This is a genomic window from Peribacillus sp. NJ4, from assembly GCF_030348345.1.
Lineage (GTDB): Bacteria > Bacillota > Bacilli > Bacillales > DSM-1321 > Peribacillus.
On record NZ_JAUCFQ010000001.1, the window covers coordinates 1,239,517 to 1,256,815 of the forward strand.

The window sequence follows — 17,299 nt, forward strand, 5'->3', positions numbered from 1 at the left end:
TTTTAAATTAATGCCAAAATAAGCCGATGAGAAAATCTCGTCGGCTTATTTATAATAATTCCCTAAACACATTAAGGATGAATTGTAACCAATGTCCCGATTGGAACAATTCTTGATAATTCCTCCACGTCCCGATTATGCATGCGAATACAGCCTTTTGAGACAGCTTTACCAATCGAGCTGGGATCATTCGTTCCATGAATGCCATAGTGTTCTTTTGATAAACTCATCCACATGGTACCGAATGGGCCTCCAGGGTTGGGGGCTTTATTAATGATGATGAACTGTCCTACTGGTGTACCGAACAGCATTCTTCCAACGGCAATCGGATATTGTTTTTGCAGTACTCCATTTTTTAGCAGCCTTAGCTTACGATTGTTAACGGACACATCGATTTGAAATGGAATGGTATCGGCAGGAGGAAAACCAGGTATTAAAATGGGTTGACCAGGGTAAATGACATTTGGATTTATTGACGGGTTGGCAGTGATGATTGCCGATAGCGGTTTCCGATAGTCCCTTGATATCTGTGTCAGTGTTTCACCTGGTTTAACTGTATGGATCAGTCTGAACACCTCCAAATGTTATAGTTGTCATGTTACATTCTATGTAATTATTAAAAAGTGTTTCGTAACTGCCACAAGACTATGACAGGCTGTTATCTTTTTTTAATAAAACTTATTTGTTAAGTAACTAAGCAGAAAAGAAACCGAAATGAAGTTTTGATAAAATAAGTTTTTATGGAGACGGATTTTGTTAGTTAAAGAGGGGGAACAAAGGTGGAGGAACATGTGAAAAAGGCTTTAGTTGAATGGAATGAAGAAATTAGTGATGTGTTAAATGGGATAGAAAAAGAGTATGAAGAAGTTAAGCGTGACCTTCAGGTTTATTCCTATAAATTCAATATCACCAAACAAGTTGTGCAATCCACTATAAATGATGAAATTATTCGGAACATCCGCGAGCTCTATCATAAACCTTTTGAACAAAAGTTGAACGAATTGAAAGAATCGATAAAAGAGCTGGAAGAGAAGAGAAAGGTTTTCCAAATGTTTGTTGATAAAATTGAAAAGGTTAGTGAAAGAGAAGAAGGAAAGCCTCAAATATCAGTCATATAAGGCAGAGATTCAGAGCCTCAATCCATAGGATCCTTATGGGATAACCGGATCGGCTCTACTATTTTTTTCATACTCATCTACCATGGCAGGGATTTATAACTGCTTTTTTTTGAGGGAATTTGCAAAAAGACGCTAACGGCCTCTATTCCCGGATCACCGTTTACCCCAACATCAACCAGGGTACACTATCCTATAAAAAGGAAATGGGGGAGTAGCATGTGGAATGCGGTCTTTTGGGGAGGGGTTTCGGGTTCTGCTGTCCTGATTGGGGCACTTGCCGCCATCTTCATTCCGATAAAGAAAAACATCATTGGCTATATAATGGCATTTGGTACTGGAGTATTGATAGGTGCAGCGGCATATGAGCTGCTTGCTGATTCGGTGCGGGATGGAGGAATCTGGGCAACGGCGATTGGATTCATAACAGGGGCCGCCGTGTTTACTGGCTTGGATATTCTTGTTTCCAAAAAAGGTGCGAATAAAAGGAAACGGTCCAATAACAGCTCTTCAAAAGAAGCGGGCCTAGCCATTTTTATTGGGACAGTGATGGATGCCATACCGGAGTCGATCATGATTGGCGCAAGCTTAATAAGCGGTGGCTCGGTAAGCTGGCTATTGATCATTGCCATCTTCATCAGTAATATCCCCGAGGGACTCTCCAGTACAACTGGTCTGCTTAAAAGTGACTATTCAAAGAAGAAAATCATGCTGCTGTGGTCTTCCGTAATGCTCATTTCAGCTTTATCTTCGATGTCGGGCTATCTATTTCTCGATCATGCCCCGGAATATGTCCTGGCAGCGATGGCAGCCTTTGCAGGCGGCGGGATCATCGCCATGATTGCGTCAACGATGATGCCTGAAGCGTATGAAGACGGAGGACCGATCACGGGTATATTCACCGCAACCGGCCTGCTTGTATCTTTGGTTCTGGATTCGATGTGATAACGAAAATGTGAGATTGTCCCCTTGGAAAAGGGGGCATTTTTTTTGTGTGGGAAGTAGTTTATGGAGAATTAGAAAGCTGTTGTGGAAAAAAGCCAATTTTATAAACCTGGGTCTATTAGTAAGAGTTTGTCATTCCTATCTTTTTACAATTAAGACTTTTGATTATTGATTTTAGATAAAAGTTCATCCCAATCGGAGGGTAACCCAATATGTGAAAATTCTAAGCTATCTTCATACTCTAAAATAAGTGCGTGTAAATCAGTAATGAATCTTCGCCCTTCGTCAATAATCTTTGAATAATGTATATTGCAGCAAATGTAAATCTGTTATCAAATTTTTTCACTTCTTCTTTAAACAAGCGTGGCTTAAAAGTTAACTTTTTATTGTATAACCGTCCATAATGAGCACAGACATTTCGAACATTGGATAATGTTTGCAACCAACTTTCTAAGTATAGATAAGGAACGTTATAATATATTTTTGCTATGTGTTTTTTTACATCTTCGCTTAAATTTCGATATAGTTTAGACAGGAAGCCAAACGGAGTCACTTCTATTGCCACCCAAATAGGAATGTTACCATCATAATTTTTGTAATGATGTTGAATAAATAGTTAACCTTTACGACTTTTTTTAATTAAGTTGTCCAATTCATCCAGAGATTCTTTATGAAATTTTTCATTAATAAAGTTTTCTTTATCTTTATAGCCCAGAGGTCCAAATCTATGGGCAATGAAGTATGAGTTCTGAAGGCTATTTCAATAGTTTCTAATACACTTATAAGCAATACTCTTAATTTACGATCAAATTCATATAATGATAGTAATTTATTAAATGATGCTCCGTTTACATATTGATCATTATTAATTGGATCCTTTAAAGTTAGTCCGTAAGCAGATAGACGATAATAATTAATCCTTTGTAATATTTTTTCTGTATTTTCAGAATTCGCCACATGTAAATTTTTGCTCCTATATAATTCCACCTGTTCTTTATACGTAGTGGGGAGTTTTCCAGTCGGCTTATCTTTTTCAGGATCCATACATACATTTCTCCTTGAATAAATAAAATAACCCACCTTGGTCCGCATTGTTAAGAGGCGTGGTGGGTTCTGTTACTTTTAACCTATCATTCAATATATATAATGTCAAGGAATAAATTAGTAAAATAAGGAAATATTGAATGGGCTTTTCTATTTAGAGGGCGAGTTCTAGGTTTCTTTGTGTATGCAATACCTTGTCGATCAACATTAAAGCAAGTTAATTAGAGGTGGCTCGGTAATGGTCATTGTCATCATGACCAGTAATATTCCATTAGAACTTTCAGTATAGCAAGGAAATCTATCTTTAAAGAATAATTGTTGGTGTTAAAATATCATTTTAAATCATACACTTTTCATATATTGGATTTTGGAAATTGAGGTGATGGAGAAATGAACTTTGAGATGCAAATAGCGAATATGTTGGCTGGAAACATAAATGGTTTCATTACATTCGTTCGGGAAAATCATGAAAATGAAAACAATTGCTTTTGTTTAAATAGAGATAAATTGTATCAATTAAAGCTTCTTGTTGAGGAGTTTAAGTTTCAAGTCTTGGCAGATGAACTTAAACGAATCAATCGGTTTACCTGGGATGAAAACTATACTACTTTATTAGTAGATAGATTCAGGAAAGGAATGGGCATCATTGAAGAATACGTAGAAAATAACTACAATGATTTATTCATTTTTACCGCTAGAATTTACACATTGAATAGCCTTAGCTTAACATTTTACAAGGAGGAAGAATCAGTATAACCAAACAAGTTGTCCAATCCATTATGAATGATGAGAATGGTTAGCATCCTATCAGAAGACAAGTATTTCTGATTGTTGTAGCGTTTTTTGCTTCACTAAAAGTAGTCCAGTAAATTTGGGCACAGCCCTCCGCAAAAAAAAGAAGAGCACATATTATCCAATATAATATGTGCTCTTCTTCACTTCTTGTACCAGTCTTTGAAATTTTGATTTTATCCACCTTGTTTTCCTCCTTAAAGAAAAATTTATATGGATTATTTTACCGTGAACATCCATGGAAGTAGAGTTTGTTTCTTTCATAATTTAAATTCCGTAATTGGTTCTTAACTTCAATCATGCATTAGATACTTAACATTATTTGTAATTAGTTATCCTTTTATTAAAAAATTATATCTTTAATATAACTATGGTATAATTTAACTATTAATCTACTTAGGAGATTTATATGGAGAATGAAAAACAAATCGAACAATAAAAAAACTAAGAAACAAGTCAGAATTATCTATAAATGCACATTCTCTTCAATGCACCAAGTATAAAAAAGCTAGTAAATTTACATGGTCTAATTTTAGTTGGTTCTTCCGTTGTAGCCATCCTTACTTTTGCAGATTTTGATGATTTTTTAGTCATCCTCAATAGCTTAACCGAAAACATTTATAAGTTTTCAGTGGGGATTATGGCAGCGAAGTGGGAAGGTATTCTAGTATATTAGATAATTAAGTATAAGGAGCTTAAAGTATGGAATACATAAAGTTAAATAAATTGACTTTAAAAACACATCAAGCCATTAATGAAGCTTGGGTTCAGGAAAGAATTGCTGAAGATCCTAGTATAATTGGTTTAGGAGATGTTGAGTTAAAAGATAAGGAAAGAAGGCAACCACGTGCAGGAAGGTTAGACTTTTTACTGCAAGATGAGAATAGAAGATATTGTGTCGAGTTGCAATTAGGTAGAACAGACGAGAGTCACATTATCCGAACAATTGAATATTGGGATATTGAAAGGAAACGCTTTCCGCAATATGAGCATATCGGTGTTATTATAGCGGAGGATATTACTAGCAGATTTTTAAACGTAATAAGCTTGTTTAACTCGAATATCCCACTGATTGCAATACAATTAAGTGCAGTACATATTGAAGAAAAGATTGGGTTGCATTTTGTAAAGGTTCTTGATGAAACAGCATTCAGATTTGAAGAAGAGGAAGAGGTTGAGTCGCCAGTAACAGATAGGGCTTATTGGGAAAATCGATTTGAAACAGTAGGGCTGGTTGACCAACTCTTTACAATATTAAATGAAAATGTTGATTTAAACTTAACCCTTAGATATACAAAGAGTTATATTGGAATAGGAAAAAATAATATTGCTAACAATTTTGTTTTCTTTAAACCTCGGAAAACTTATGTACTCTTACATATAAAATTAAATCAATCTGACGAAATTGAGAACGAGATGGAGGAATTTGATATTGAGTATAGTCATAGAGGGAATTTTTATTTGTTAAAAATTTATCCTAATCACATTGATAATTATAGTGTACCTATAGGGAAGTGGCTTAAAATGGCAGATGTTTATTCAAACTTGTAATATTTCGGTTTGAGCAGATATTTAATCCTTAATGATAAGGAATAGTTTAATTCGACCTGATATCATTAGCTAAATCCCTAAGAAAGACTGATACATCAATGTTTTTTAATTTTCTTATATGCCCCGTACTATAACTAGGCATGTTAAGTGCATTGTATTACTAAACTTACGTTAAATAAAAGCAGAAGGTAACACGGATCTATAAAAAGGTTCACACTGTACCGTCTGCTTTTATTACATTAATTAATAGCATTTAAATAAAATACAGTGCAAGTCTATTTATCTTCTATTTCCTCTCCACATAACTCATGTAATCTTAGATTATCTACGGTATTCTCTTACGGTCATAAATGCAGGAGGGTTTGAATTAAGGACTCTTTATTACTAAGGGCTTGATAAGGGACAGCGTACTCTTAAGTTTGGAGACCTGCTTTTTGTATGGTATTAGCAATGCTCCAAAATACTTTTTTTCCACAAAGGGGCCGGATTGTTTAACAATAAAAAACAATAAGCCTGTTAATAATCTAAGGATCAATATGCATTATTGAACTATATCGACCAAGCGCTATGAAGCTCAGCGAAAAGCAGTCCAGTAGAAGGTTTTGTCAGGATTTATCATGATCAACCAAAGTTATGACTACATTTCCTTTTTTATGTCCTTGTTCTACATATCTATGAGCCTCGGGAATCTGTTCCAGTGGGTAGCGTTTATCAATGACCGATTTTAACTTTTCTGTTTCGATTAGTTCTTTGAGAAATAGTAAATCTTCCGTACGTTCCTTTGCTATCCCTTGTCCTTCAACAGACACGAATCCCCCGTTCGGGCTTAGTGCCTTCTTGCAAGTGGCTTTCGAGCTTTTCCCGACTGCATCAAAGATGATATCATATCGTTCTTGTCTTTCCGTGAAGTCCTCTTCCATATAATCAATTACCTTATCGGCCCCCAGCGATTTCACCAATTCAAAATTAGCGGCACTGCATACTCCGGTAACTTCTGTTCCAAAGTATTTGGCAAGCTGAACAGCGGAAGTGCCAACCGAACCGGATGCACCGTAGATGAGGACTTTTTGTCCGTCCTGGATATTGGCTTTTCTGAAAAAATGCAGAGCTGTCGTTCCCCCAAAAGAAACGGCGGAGGCTTCTTCATGGGTCATATTGGCAGGCTTCAGTGCCATGGGCCCGTCTTCAGGTAAGCATGTGTATTCGGCATGTGCCCCAAAATTCATGCCAGTCATGGCAAAAATCTGATCACCTTTTTTGAATTTTTTCACATTCTTCCCTGTTTCCTCTATCTCCCCGGCCAACTCCACTCCGAGTATCGGTTTTCGCGGTTTTCTAAGACCCAGGAAGATACGCATCGGCAGCCATAACAAGAAAGGGCTCTTGAAACTCCGGACTCTTATGTCCCCTGAAGCCACTGTTGCCGCATGGACCTTTACCAGAACTTCATTGTCCTTGGGAGTTGGTTTTGCTACCTCTTTGAGTTCCAGTACATCGGGTGAACCGTATTTCGTGCATATCATTGCTTTCATCGCGAGTCTCCTTAGTTTTTGGATTCGATCTTTTAATACTATGAAATAAGCTGAAAGATAAAACTACATTAATACGAAACTAAAGAAACTTTTGAATGTATGCTTAAAAGCAGTGAGATTTCACATCCGAAATCCACTGCTTTTACATTTGTTTAATCTGTTAAAGGCTCATTTTTCATGTCACAATGCATGTATTTTTCCAAACTAACTCCCTCATTCAGCATCTTCAATAATTCCTTCAAGGCGAAGGAATGGTAGGCGTCTTTTTTGGTGATAATCCCGAGTTTCCAGTGGAGGTTCGAGTTTTTTAGCGGGATGACTTTAACATTTTCGTTAGTTTGCTTATGATAAATCGATCTCGGCAGGAGGGTGATGCCCAGTTTAGATGAGACGAGTTCAATGATTAGATCCCATTGTGAGCTTTGGTATGAGATGTCAGGGGTGAATCCGTCTTTTTCACATGCCTGGATAATGTAATCATGTAATGTGAAGTCTTCTGAAAAAAGGATGAATTTCTCTTCCTTCAATTCAGTCAAGGTGATGTCAGAATGGCGGGCAAGTCTGTGCTCTTCATGAAGGAATAAAACGAATTCGTCTTCAATGAAGGAGTAGATATTGAATTTTGTTTCACTGGCAGGCAATACGACGATTCCAAGATCAATTTCGCCTTCTTCGACAAGCTTTTCGATCAGCTTTGCCCCAAGTTCGACCAACTCGAGGGAAACTTTCGGATAACGTTCTTGAAAGCTGCGGGCAATTTCCGGGAAAAACAGGGTGCCGATCAGCGGCGGGATGCCGATTTTCACTTCGCCTGTTGTAATGTCCCTGAGGTCATCCAAGAGTATGTTCAATTCGGATAATGCCGCGAAGGCTTTTTGGCCTTGCTGGAACACGATTTGTCCGGCATCCGTAAGACGCAAGTGTCTTGTTGAGCGGTCGAATAGTTCGACACGCAGTTCTTCTTCGAGTTTTTTGACTGCTTTACTTAAGGAAGGCTGTGTTAAATAAGAATTTGCGGCTCCGATCCTTGGAATCATAGGTGCCATTTTTGTCTTATCGGTTGGATTGGCCTACTTGGAGAGCCGGAAGAGGCGAGCCAAAAAAGCGGGAGAAGGATATTATGGGCTTGCAGAGGAAAATGCCGCTGGATCTGAACAGGACAAGGAAAAAGAGGAACCAGTTCCTAATCTGCATTCAAACCAATCTGTTTTACGGCAGATTTTAGCATTCGTTCCGCTTGCATTAGTTGCCATCATGAATAACTATTTGTCTAAAGCCATACCGAAATGGTATCCGGATGGATTCGATTTTTCTGCAATTGGGTTAGAGGATTACTCTGTTGATGTAGCGGCCAATGCTGCAATTTGGTCAGGGGAAATTGCCCTGATCGTCGGTATCATCACAGCCCTTGCCTATGATTGGAAACGAGTGACGAAAAACATGAAAGAAGGACTGAACAACAGTATTGGCGGCTCACTGCTTGCCGTCATGAACACTGGTTCGGAATATGGTTTCGGCGGAGTCATCGCTGCCCTTCCAGGGTTTGTAAAAATCAGTGATGGAATTTCTGGCGTATTTTCGAATCCGCTTGTCAATGGTGCTGTCACAACTAGTGCACTGGCAGGTATAACGGGGTCGGCATCCGGGGGAATGGGTATTGCATTAAGCGCAATGGCCGATAAATACAATCAGGCGATCGCTGCGGCAAATATCTCACCCGAAGTGATGCACCGTGTCGTCGCCATGGCATCAGGCGGCATGGATACACTTCCGCATAACGGAGCCGTCATCACCCTGCTTGCCGTCACAGGATTAACGCATAGACAATCGTATGGCAGCATATTCATGATTACCATCATTAAATCATTGGCTGTCTTTGTGATCATTGCCCTCTATTCTTGGTTTGGTATTGTATAAATAACGAATTCACGAGTAAATCCTTGAAATTCACGAGTAAAACTCCAAAACTCACGAGTAAATCCTTGAAATTCATGAGTAAAACTCCAAAACTCACGAGTAAATCCTTGAAATTCACGAGTAAAACTCCAAAACTCACGAGTAAATCCTTGAAATTCACGAGTAAAACTCCAAAACTCACGAGTAAAAGCCAAGAATTCACGAGTAAATCCCCAAAACTTACGAGTAAAACCCTAAAAAAAAGGGATATCCAATTTGGATATCCCTTTTTTGGGGTCAACAGAGGAATTTATCAGCAAATAATGGGGGAAGTTATAAATGGAGCATCTAAAAATTAACATTCGAGAGGGATGGTAAGATGGATCGTACGATTGGTTACTTACGTGAGATATTGTCTAACTATACGGACCAATATCCTGAAGCGCAGGAAATTTATAATAAAATCAAAAGTGGACATTTTCATTCTGAAGAAGAACTCGTCAATAAGCTTACTGGTAAAGAATCCAGTCTCCTTAACCATATTCTTCCCCAGGAAATTAAGCATGCAAAGGAAGTCAGTGATACGGAACGGGTCACTCAATTGTCGGAGGTATATGAACTGCTTCTTATTTAATAAAACCTTGTCCATGATGATCATGGACAAGGTTTTGTTGGTTTTTTTACTCCATTTCACTAAGTGAATCCATATGACTGGCTATCATGGCGATGATCGTGCTAGCTTCTTCCCTGCTGAAAATGAAATTTGTTTCATCCTTTATCAGGTCATCATCCGCTGTCCGAATTCGATTGATCCGTTTCAACACACCATCACCCGTTTCCTGCACGATGCCGAATTGATAGGTGACCTCCACTTCATTATCCTGGATATAGGCGGTCACTTCAGGCGTTTCCCAATCTACATCGATTTCGTATACATCGGATTCTTCGCCGCCGTCTGTATCATAAGATTCATCATACTCATCATCCAATTCAAATTCATAATCGTTGTCATCCTCTTCCAAATAATTATGGAAGCTTTCATGGACAGCATCGACGATATCTTCAATATCTGAAAGGATCACCTTGCTAATCTGCCCTAAATCCGGATCGAAGGATTCCATATAAAATTCCTCATTATACGGATCGAAAAACAGCGTGGAAAAATAATCTCTCTCATCGTCATCAAGCTCTGTATAAAATTCGATGCGTGGATGCTTAGACCCGCGTTCCACGATCATGCTGCCATTGCGGTCGTATTTCTCACAAATTGATTTAAGATGATCCTGCAATTCCCCGCTTACTCTGTCAAACCATTCTAATGACATCCAACATCCACTTCCTTTCATCATTATTATTTCCCAGAAAAGGCGAACATGACATTCCATTTAAAGCCAAATGGAATTTAACTTCACATCAAAAATGTCAGTTATAAAAAAATAATTTAAAGGAAAAATAAAGTGAAAAGTAAAAACGGTATTCTAATCAGAAAAAATCCCAGGATTTTTTTATGAAACAAGCAACCGGGACGGGATAAGGCTAAATGTCTGGTTGTACTATTCCATCAATGGCAATGCTTTTTGCAAACTGCATTGCCTTACTAAATAAAACCAAACCATCTAATGGAAGAGTGTTTATCGAAGCGAATTAAGGCTTTATTTATTGGATTTTTTAATCCAGCCGTTATTGTAGAATACGAAGGTTCCATTTATAGATAACGCAGTTTTGAGAATTTTTATCTAGCTTCCCTATACCTTTCAATAATAAAGTCAATAAAATACCGACTTGCAATTGGCAATACCCTTTTATCCTTGTATGCCAGAGTAATTGTTCGAATAATAGAAGGAGTGATAGTTTTCGTCACAATATTATAGGGACATCTATTTAAGAGAAGTTTCGGTAAAATCGAAATGCCAAGCTCTTGTTCAATCATGGACATGATCGCATAGGGATCATATACTCGATATTGTGTATCAGGTTCAAAATTGTACTGGTTAAAAACTATTAAAGGTTCATTTATCACTCCCTCATCCAACAGGATATAAGGATCTTTTAGCAATTCTTTTAATGAGACTTTTGTGGATGATGCTAAGGGATGATTTTCTGACAATACAGCCAGCATTTCATCTTCTTGCAAGGGTATCGTAGTTAGATCCGAAACATTTGAATTTACAAAGCCAAAGTCTACGCTGCCTTCTTTAATCCAGTTTGAGATTTCCGTATAATTTCCTTGATGTAATTCAAAATGAACAGTTGGGTAAAGTTCCTTAAAATCTTTGATCAATCCCGGTATCCAATGGCATGTAACACTGGAAAAGGTGCCAATTCGAATAAGGCCACTTTGCAGTCCTTCCATCTCTTTATGCTTTTCAGTCAGTTCCCTATGTGAATTACAAATCTTCCTGATGTAGGGCAAAAATTCCTCGCCATCCGGTGTCAGTGTAATACCCTTTCGAGAACGTAAAATAAGAGTGGTAGAAAGCTCTTCCTCCAATGAATGCACCATTTGGCTAATGGCGGACTGAGTATAGCCAAGTTCTTCAGCAGCTTTTGTAAAACTGCCTGTTTCTATGGTTTTGATAAAAGCATAATACGAATTCAACCTCACAATCCCCTTTACATTAGTAATCCTAATAGATCTATTATAAAAATTGGTTTTACTAATGTAAATGGAGGGAATAAAATATAGTTGTGAACAGGACTACGTAAAACAAGCATACTGATTTTGGTTGGGAAGTAATGTTTCACTTGTTAAATTAATTAAAAATATCAGGAACCTATTAGATCAGGAGTTGAAGTAGAAAGATAATGAATATTAACGTTAAATACAGAAATATTATTTATGCATTTTTAATGGCTTTTAGTATGTCCTTTTTTATTTCATTTATATTAGTCTCAATAAATAGTGGGTATGATCATATATTCTTATCTACATGGTTAAAAACTTGGTCCCAGGCTTTTATCTGTGCTTTCTTTGGAGCTTACTTTTTTCCGAGAGTAATACAACAAATAATGAGAAGAATTAATTTTGTGGAAAAACCGCTAATAATTGAGGAAGATTTTTTAGTGAGAGAAGAAGACAATAGATGATGGCCAGTAGAGAATTTGTGGATATTGTTTTAAAGGCATTCCTGAAAGACGGTAAAAAATATGGATTTTAAGAAGACTGATAAAGAGAGCTGCTCAAATGATGAGCGGCTTTTTTTATGTCCTAATTAAGAAATTTCAAGGCCATGCTACTTTCATCCCGTAAAAGTTTATATAGAGTGTGAAAGGGGGTGAGTGGCATGGCAAACCAGATTCCAGTATCAAGTACGTTGCGGATCGATTTTGAGACGGGGTTAAATGAAAAAGGGGCTCTCGTTTTCAGGAGGAGGTCATTTTCGAACATCAAGGTCGATGCGACGGCAGATCAGTTGTTTTCGACAGCTGTTGCAATCGCGAGTGTGCAGAATTATCCAATGGGCGAAGTGACTCGAGTGGATACGTATTCATTGTTTAGCTAATTGGATTTTGAAAAGTTGGAAGAGGGGGAGGTGACATGAAATGGCTAAAGTACTGGAAATGATTTTCGTTACGAAGGAAGGGCAGTCAGCGACGATTTCTGTTGATAATCCGAAGGAGCCGGTCAGTGTAAATACGGTTAAACAGGCTATGGAAAAAGTGATAGCGGGGAATGTGTTCGTTACATCTTCCGGGGATTTCGTAGATTTGAAAGCGGCGCGCGTTGTCGAGCGGAATGTCGAGGAAGTGGAACTTATCTAAAGAACGGGAAGTTCATCTTTGAAGGACACCCTGGAAAAGAGGTGAATGAAAAGTGGACCAAATCTTGCCATTTGTTAGTGATATTGGGTTCCCAATCATTGTTACCCTTTATTTGCTTCATAGGATTGAAACGAAATTGGATACTTTGAATGAGACGCTTGTGGAGCTGCCAAATCGCTTGCGAGAAGGGATTTCCAAGTCAGGTTAACGAAAAGCGGGGAGCATCATGAGTGAAATCATTCATGATGCTCTTCCTTTTAAAATGGCAAAGTTTTAATAGATTCTAGTTTTATACTGAAACTATCGGGTATACATAAAACTGTAGCTAGTTCATGAAAAATCCAAATAATAAGGAGGAGTTTTAATGACTAACAACAATGAAAAAATGAGCAGGGAAGAAGCTGGCCGCAAAGGCGGGGAAGCGACAGCCAAAAATCATGATAAGGAATTTTTCCAGGAAATCGGCCAAAAAGGCGGAGAAGCCACTTCCGAAAACCATGATAAGGAATTCTATCAGGAAATTGGACAAAAAGGTGGAGAGGCACGGGCCAATCAACGTGATGGGTCCGATGATGGAAAAATGAGCAGGGAAGAAGCAGGGCGCAAGGGCGGGGAAAAGAGTCGCCGTTAAATAGAAGAAGCGACCTGAAGTATTTAGTAGATTCTAGTTTTATGGCCGTTCAAGCGGGTATATGACACATGTAGCTAGTTCATGGAAAATCCAAATAATAAGGAGGAATTTTTAATGACTAACAACAATGGTAAAATGAATCGTGAAGAAGCAGGTCGTAAAGGTGGAGAAACAACAGCCAAAAATCATGATAAGGAATTCTATCAAGAGATTGGTCAAAAAGGCGGAGAAGCGACATCCGAAAATCATGATAAGGAATTCTATCAAGAGATTGGCCAAAAAGGCGGAGAAGCGACATCCGAAAATCATGATAAGGAATTTTATCAGGAGATTGGCCAAAAAGGCGGAGAAGCGACATCCGAGAGTCATGGTAAGGAATTCTATCAGGAAATCGGCGAAAAAGGCGGAGAGGCACGGGCCAATCAACGAGATGGCGACGGCAGCTCTGACGGTTCCGGTAATGGAAAAATGAGCCGGGAAGAAGCAGGACGCAAGGGCGGGGAAAAAAGCCGCCGTTAAAATAGAAGGAAAAATCAGTAAAACACATAAATGATCGAGGGAAGTAACCATTCCCTCGGTTTTTTTATGTTTATTCAACATCGTGTCCCGGGGAAATGCCTATCACAGCACATTGCAAAGTGTGCTTGGAGTTTAAAGTGGGTAAAGAAATAACACCTAGAAAAGGAAGAGGTGATGAAGAAGTTGATCGTTCATTATTCATTTCCCCGTTTAAAAGTGGGCGGAGTTACATTCACTGCACGGCATTCATTGCTTGCTCTTGGTCTTGCAGGAATCGCTTATCTCCTTTCCAATAAGAGGAAGCATCAAGCTGTATTCAAAACGGCTTCATTGATGTGTAAGATCGAACGGAAGGAAGATTCGATTAAGTTTATTTGGCCTGATGAAGGTGGTTTCTATCGGGTATATAGGGGGAAAGAGCTTATTTACAGCGGCTCGGAGCCAAGTATTGCAGATCGGGGTTTGACTCCAGGAACCATCTATACGTACACGATAGATAGCTTGAATGAAAAAGAACAGGCAGTGAACAGGATGAAAATACAGACATCAACGACCGCCGAGAATAAAAAAGAGGACAATATCCTTTTGGATTTGGTGTTCACCACGATTGTCGCAAAAGGCCAAACCAGCTTGGAATGGGAGCCCATCAAAGGGATAAAGGAGTATAGGGTTTACCGGAACGGCGTGGAGGTTGGGAAAGTGGATGGATGTTCCTTCAGTGATCGGGGCATTAGTGAAGATCGAGCATACACCTACACCATCAAAGCTAAGCGGCCCCTGCCACTTTCAGAGCAAGAGTCCTTCGCGGTGAAATCCCTTTTGGCGAGTATTGTCGGAGCATTTAAAAAAGGTTCTTCCCAAGCACAGGCAGCGATCGAGGAAATAACGAATACCAAAAAGATAGGACCTGTGAAACAACTTTTACAGTCAGTTGAAAACGATGTGGATGGTAAAAAGAAAAGAAATAGGCAGCTTCGCTATTCCACCTTTTTACCGGAAGAGTGGCTGAAAAACCCCAATCTTGCATCAATGGTTCCATATTTTAAAGGTGACAACCGCGGGTTTGATCCTGAATCATCCCGTTACAGGACTAGGGTCGATGTGTATATTCACGAAAAGGAGAAGGAAGCCGAGATCGAATTTTTCAAAGCCGTCGGGAAGAGTGAGGCCTACAACCATGATGGGGATTTCCTCGAAGAAGGAGTGGCATCCGATGAAGACATTTTAGTGAAGCGCATATTATCCAATCATGAGAAAACGACGATACAGCTGACACACTCGGTAGGCAACCCAATCATCATCTCTCCTGCCGTGGACTATAAAGTAATCGGGACCTTTTACCGAAATGGCGAAATCAATATAGCCGGCTATCATGACCAGGCACCCCATCACGAAGTCTACCTAAAGGAGGCAGACGAACCAAACTGGCAACCCCTGCACCAAGCGGAAAACAAAGGGCTCGAAATGATGGCGCATCCTACGGCGAACCATTTATGGAGATACTCCACATTTACACAATGAAAAGGACGAAAAGCCATGAACGCTGATCGTCCTTCTTTTTTTGACCATTTCTAATACAACAAACAAAAAGGACCTCGAATACTTTGAAGTCCTTTTTTTTGTTGATGAGGTCTTTTTATAAAAAACGCTTTCGAACACTTGGCGACGGCAACATACAGCTTTCTTCTTTCTTTCCGAACCATTTGTAACGGTTCTTGGCAATGAAGTCATAAACGAAGTTCCGGATGAAGCTTGGAACGATGATGAAACCGTAAAGCAATTTCCATGCTCCTTGTAAGCGGCGGCAAATCCTCAAGGCTGCAGACGATTTATAGTAGGCCTGATCCTTTTCGATCAGCACCATGCTATCAATATCTGCAGGAACATCGTACTTCTTCAGCAACTCTTGACCCGCCTCACTTTGAAGCGAAGCGTAATGAAAAAGCCCCTGCGGATCCCGCTTGATAATGAACTGGACACTCGAATCGCAAAAGTTGCATTCACCATCAAATAAAATGACCGGATTCATGAACATTCCTCCTATAGAGAGACGTTTATCATACTCATGCTTATATAATACACTACCCGTTTTGGTAAGGCGAAAACGTCTGATCAAGTCTCATTCATTTGTAGCCTTTCTGGCTATTATAAGTGGCTCGCTACGTTATTTGAAGAGAAAGTCATAAACCCACTAAAAGGGCAATCCCCCTTATAAAGTTATTTCAGGAAAGGAAATGAAAGATATTACCCGAAATGTTTCCAAAATTATTAAAGGGTAATTACTGTTTTATTTCAATTTCAATAATCCATCTCTAAACATTCAGATTTATTTTATTATGACTATATAGGATTTTACTATCATTAAAGGAGCGGCATATGAATAAGTTTTTCTTCATCTTCATTTTGGCTTTAATCCCCTTCGCCTCTACGACTGTAAGTGCAGAATCTGACTTACCTCTCAATAGTGAAGCCGGAATCGTTATTGATGCGAAAAGTGGGAACGTATTATACGAAAAAAATATGAAAAAAAGTATGTATCCAGCCAGTCTAACGAAAGTTGCCACTGCTATATATGCTATAGAACATGGGGATCAGAACGAACTGGTGACTGTTAGCAAAAAAGCAGCGGAGGCAGACGGGTCTTCGGTATTCATTGAACCTGGGGAGGAAATAGAGCTTTCCAAATTAATTGCAGGGATGCTAATCAACTCCGGAAATGATGCAGCCATCGCTATTGCCGAGCATATGTCTGGTAGTGAAAAACTGTTCATGGAAGATCTGAATGAGTTTTTAAGAAAAGAAGTAAACGTCACCGATACTCATTTTACGAACCCCCATGGATTGTTTGACAAAAACCATGTAACTACAGCCAGTGACCTTGCGAAAATTACCCAATATGCAATGAAAAATGAAACTTTCCGTGAGTATTTTGGGAAGAAGGATTTACCATGGGAAGTGGAAACATGGGACACAACTCTAGTTACCCATCATAAAATGTTAAAAGGCGAACTACCCTATAAGGGAATAACCGGCGGGAAAACCGGTTTCGTCAGTAAATCCGGCTACACCCTGATATCTACTGCTACTAGAGGAGAGCAGGACTTGATTGCCGTCACTCTAAAAGCTCCTTCAGACAAGGTTGCCTACTCTGATACTGAGCTTTTATTCAACTATGCCTTTGAAAACTTTAAATCAGCCAAAATTGATAAAAAAAGTATACTGTATTCAGCAGACTACTCTAATTCCTACACGCTGGACGAAGACTTATACTATACTCATTTAATTAATGATATACCCAGTCTAAAAACGAGCAATGATGGAATTCTCTCAATCATGAACCAAGAAGGGGAAGCAATAGAATCCTTTGACCTTAAAACGGTCGCTGATGTTAGGAATACAGTATTGCCTGCCCCGATTAAAAAAGAAACAATCAATGATAAGCTAATAAAATTTTCTGTCCCATCTCTAGGATGGGGAGGTAAATAATCAACCGAATTGGAAATGGATTATCT

The 17,299-nt window shown here is 38.9% G+C and carries 22 protein-coding genes and 1 pseudogene; 14 read left to right on the top strand and 9 right to left on the bottom strand.

Annotated features, from left to right (window positions below; translation table 11 throughout):
- Positions 1–71: 71 nt before the first annotated feature.
- Positions 72–566, bottom strand: a complete 495-nt coding sequence (locus tag QUF94_RS06195) for a L,D-transpeptidase family protein (RefSeq protein WP_289318296.1) — start codon at positions 564–566, stop codon at positions 72–74.
- Between the two features lie 213 nt (positions 567–779).
- On the opposite strand from QUF94_RS06195, the gene QUF94_RS06200 reads away from it, so the two are divergent.
- Positions 780–1,118, top strand: coding sequence for a hypothetical protein (locus tag QUF94_RS06200; RefSeq protein ID WP_057276953.1), 339 nt, complete (start codon positions 780–782; stop codon positions 1,116–1,118).
- A gap of 216 nt (positions 1,119–1,334) precedes the next feature.
- A complete protein-coding gene (locus tag QUF94_RS06205) occupies positions 1,335–2,060 on the top strand; it encodes a ZIP family metal transporter (protein ID WP_289315080.1) in 726 nt (241 codons plus the stop codon).
- 241 nt (positions 2,061–2,301) lie between these two features.
- Here QUF94_RS06205 and QUF94_RS28735 read toward each other — a convergent pair whose 3' ends face one another.
- Together QUF94_RS28735 and QUF94_RS06210 are read right to left on the bottom strand one after the other, a co-directional pair.
- Positions 2,302–2,670, bottom strand: coding sequence for an Abi family protein (locus QUF94_RS28735; protein ID WP_353957806.1), 369 nt, complete (start codon positions 2,668–2,670; stop codon positions 2,302–2,304).
- Between the two features lie 29 nt (positions 2,671–2,699).
- Positions 2,700–3,104 carry an Abi family protein gene (locus tag QUF94_RS06210; RefSeq protein WP_289315081.1) on the bottom strand — a complete coding sequence of 135 codons (405 nt, stop codon included), beginning with the start codon at positions 3,102–3,104 and terminating at the stop codon, positions 2,700–2,702.
- Positions 3,105–3,494: 390 nt separating this feature from the next.
- Here QUF94_RS06210 and QUF94_RS06215 point away from each other — a divergent pair, with 390 nt between their 5' ends.
- Together QUF94_RS06215 and QUF94_RS06220 are read left to right on the top strand one after the other, a co-directional pair.
- Positions 3,495–3,860, top strand: a complete 366-nt coding sequence (locus tag QUF94_RS06215; RefSeq protein ID WP_289315082.1) for a hypothetical protein — start codon at positions 3,495–3,497, stop codon at positions 3,858–3,860.
- A gap of 738 nt (positions 3,861–4,598) precedes the next feature.
- Entirely contained in the window at positions 4,599–5,447 is an 849-nt protein-coding gene (locus tag QUF94_RS06220) for a PDDEXK family nuclease (protein WP_289315083.1), read from the top strand.
- Between the two features lie 605 nt (positions 5,448–6,052).
- On the opposite strand, the gene QUF94_RS06225 is transcribed toward QUF94_RS06220, so the two are convergent.
- Both QUF94_RS06225 and QUF94_RS06230 read right to left on the bottom strand, forming a co-directional pair.
- On the bottom strand, positions 6,053–6,979 hold the full coding sequence (locus tag QUF94_RS06225; protein ID WP_289315084.1) for an NAD(P)-dependent alcohol dehydrogenase: 927 nt from the start codon (positions 6,977–6,979) through the stop codon (positions 6,053–6,055).
- Between the two features lie 152 nt (positions 6,980–7,131).
- Positions 7,132–8,025: a LysR family transcriptional regulator gene (locus tag QUF94_RS06230; RefSeq protein WP_289315085.1), complete on the bottom strand. Its 894-nt coding sequence runs from the start codon at positions 8,023–8,025 to the stop codon at positions 7,132–7,134.
- Here QUF94_RS06230 and QUF94_RS06235 point away from each other — a divergent pair.
- Positions 7,991–8,896 (top strand): annotated as a pseudogene (locus tag QUF94_RS06235) (GntP family permease); the annotation flags it as partial. The gene QUF94_RS06230 and the pseudogene QUF94_RS06235 sit on opposite strands and share 35 nt — an antisense overlap.
- On the opposite strand, the gene QUF94_RS06240 reads toward QUF94_RS06235, so the two are convergent.
- The gene (locus QUF94_RS06240) at positions 8,862–9,098 is read right to left on the bottom strand and encodes a hypothetical protein (RefSeq protein ID WP_289315086.1); all 237 of its coding nucleotides are present in this window, start codon (positions 9,096–9,098) and stop codon (positions 8,862–8,864) included. The pseudogene QUF94_RS06235 and the gene QUF94_RS06240 overlap by 35 nt on opposite strands.
- A gap of 156 nt (positions 9,099–9,254) precedes the next feature.
- On the opposite strand from QUF94_RS06240, the gene QUF94_RS06245 reads away from it, so the two are divergent.
- A complete protein-coding gene (locus QUF94_RS06245; protein WP_289315087.1) occupies positions 9,255–9,509 on the top strand; it encodes a sigma-G-dependent sporulation-specific acid-soluble spore protein CsgA in 255 nt (84 codons plus the stop codon).
- A gap of 46 nt (positions 9,510–9,555) precedes the next feature.
- Here the strand turns inward: QUF94_RS06245 and QUF94_RS06250 are convergent, their stop codons facing one another.
- Together QUF94_RS06250 and QUF94_RS06255 are read right to left on the bottom strand one after the other, a co-directional pair.
- Entirely contained in the window at positions 9,556–10,200 is a 645-nt protein-coding gene (locus tag QUF94_RS06250; RefSeq protein ID WP_289315088.1) for a hypothetical protein, read from the bottom strand.
- A gap of 407 nt (positions 10,201–10,607) precedes the next feature.
- Entirely contained in the window at positions 10,608–11,474 is an 867-nt protein-coding gene (locus QUF94_RS06255; protein ID WP_289315089.1) for a LysR family transcriptional regulator, read from the bottom strand.
- Between the two features lie 206 nt (positions 11,475–11,680).
- Here QUF94_RS06255 and QUF94_RS06260 point away from each other — a divergent pair, with 206 nt between their 5' ends.
- The 7 genes from QUF94_RS06260 (at position 11,681) to QUF94_RS06290 (ending at position 15,308) form a co-directional block, all read left to right on the top strand.
- Complete coding sequence (locus tag QUF94_RS06260; protein WP_430102859.1) at positions 11,681–11,962, top strand: DUF2798 domain-containing protein; 282 nt, start codon at positions 11,681–11,683, stop codon at positions 11,960–11,962.
- Between the two features lie 197 nt (positions 11,963–12,159).
- Positions 12,160–12,378: a DUF1659 domain-containing protein gene (locus QUF94_RS06265; protein WP_289315090.1), complete on the top strand. Its 219-nt coding sequence runs from the start codon at positions 12,160–12,162 to the stop codon at positions 12,376–12,378.
- A gap of 40 nt (positions 12,379–12,418) precedes the next feature.
- A complete protein-coding gene (locus tag QUF94_RS06270; protein ID WP_289315091.1) occupies positions 12,419–12,637 on the top strand; it encodes a DUF2922 domain-containing protein in 219 nt (72 codons plus the stop codon).
- A gap of 52 nt (positions 12,638–12,689) precedes the next feature.
- On the top strand, positions 12,690–12,845 hold the full coding sequence (locus QUF94_RS06275; protein ID WP_289315092.1) for a YvrJ family protein: 156 nt from the start codon (positions 12,690–12,692) through the stop codon (positions 12,843–12,845).
- A 156-nt stretch (positions 12,846–13,001) separates the two neighbouring features.
- On the top strand, positions 13,002–13,268 hold the full coding sequence (locus tag QUF94_RS06280; protein ID WP_251432644.1) for a KGG domain-containing protein: 267 nt from the start codon (positions 13,002–13,004) through the stop codon (positions 13,266–13,268).
- Between the two features lie 114 nt (positions 13,269–13,382).
- Positions 13,383–13,787: a KGG domain-containing protein gene (locus QUF94_RS06285; protein ID WP_289315093.1), complete on the top strand. Its 405-nt coding sequence runs from the start codon at positions 13,383–13,385 to the stop codon at positions 13,785–13,787.
- 174 nt (positions 13,788–13,961) lie between these two features.
- Complete coding sequence (locus QUF94_RS06290; protein WP_289315094.1) at positions 13,962–15,308, top strand: DUF3238 domain-containing protein; 1,347 nt, start codon at positions 13,962–13,964, stop codon at positions 15,306–15,308.
- A gap of 115 nt (positions 15,309–15,423) precedes the next feature.
- Here the strand turns inward: QUF94_RS06290 and QUF94_RS06295 are convergent, their stop codons facing one another.
- Positions 15,424–15,816, bottom strand: coding sequence for a thiol-disulfide oxidoreductase DCC family protein (locus QUF94_RS06295; RefSeq protein WP_289315095.1), 393 nt, complete (start codon positions 15,814–15,816; stop codon positions 15,424–15,426).
- 347 nt (positions 15,817–16,163) lie between these two features.
- On the opposite strand from QUF94_RS06295, the gene QUF94_RS06300 reads away from it, so the two are divergent.
- Positions 16,164–17,273: a D-alanyl-D-alanine carboxypeptidase family protein gene (locus QUF94_RS06300; RefSeq protein ID WP_289315096.1), complete on the top strand. Its 1,110-nt coding sequence runs from the start codon at positions 16,164–16,166 to the stop codon at positions 17,271–17,273.
- Positions 17,274–17,299 lie beyond the last annotated feature (26 nt).

Bases quoted from the DNA above. Each gene is read 5' to 3' on its own strand.
- QUF94_RS06250 (WP_289315088.1), bottom strand. From the start codon at position 10,200: ATGTCATTAGAATGGTTTGACAGAGTAAGCGGGGAATTGCAGGATCAT.
- QUF94_RS06205 (WP_289315080.1), top strand. From the start codon at position 1,335: ATGTGGAATGCGGTCTTTTGGGGAGGGGTTTCGGGTTCTGCTGTCCTG.
- QUF94_RS06295 (WP_289315095.1), bottom strand. From the start codon at position 15,816: ATGAATCCGGTCATTTTATTTGATGGTGAATGCAACTTTTGCGATTCG.
- QUF94_RS06300 (WP_289315096.1), top strand. From the start codon at position 16,164: ATGAATAAGTTTTTCTTCATCTTCATTTTGGCTTTAATCCCCTTCGCC.
- QUF94_RS06290 (WP_289315094.1), top strand. From the start codon at position 13,962: ATGAAGAAGTTGATCGTTCATTATTCATTTCCCCGTTTAAAAGTGGGC.
- QUF94_RS06265 (WP_289315090.1), top strand. From the start codon at position 12,160: ATGGCAAACCAGATTCCAGTATCAAGTACGTTGCGGATCGATTTTGAG.
- QUF94_RS06245 (WP_289315087.1), top strand. From the start codon at position 9,255: ATGGATCGTACGATTGGTTACTTACGTGAGATATTGTCTAACTATACG.
- QUF94_RS06270 (WP_289315091.1), top strand. From the start codon at position 12,419: ATGGCTAAAGTACTGGAAATGATTTTCGTTACGAAGGAAGGGCAGTCA.
- QUF94_RS06220 (WP_289315083.1), top strand. From the start codon at position 4,599: ATGGAATACATAAAGTTAAATAAATTGACTTTAAAAACACATCAAGCC.
- QUF94_RS06215 (WP_289315082.1), top strand. From the start codon at position 3,495: ATGAACTTTGAGATGCAAATAGCGAATATGTTGGCTGGAAACATAAAT.
- QUF94_RS06260 (WP_430102859.1), top strand. From the start codon at position 11,681: ATGAATATTAACGTTAAATACAGAAATATTATTTATGCATTTTTAATG.
- QUF94_RS06210 (WP_289315081.1), bottom strand. From the start codon at position 3,104: ATGGATCCTGAAAAAGATAAGCCGACTGGAAAACTCCCCACTACGTAT.
- QUF94_RS06280 (WP_251432644.1), top strand. From the start codon at position 13,002: ATGACTAACAACAATGAAAAAATGAGCAGGGAAGAAGCTGGCCGCAAA.
- QUF94_RS06285 (WP_289315093.1), top strand. From the start codon at position 13,383: ATGACTAACAACAATGGTAAAATGAATCGTGAAGAAGCAGGTCGTAAA.
- QUF94_RS06225 (WP_289315084.1), bottom strand. From the start codon at position 6,979: ATGAAAGCAATGATATGCACGAAATACGGTTCACCCGATGTACTGGAA.
- QUF94_RS06230 (WP_289315085.1), bottom strand. From the start codon at position 8,025: ATGGCACCTATGATTCCAAGGATCGGAGCCGCAAATTCTTATTTAACA.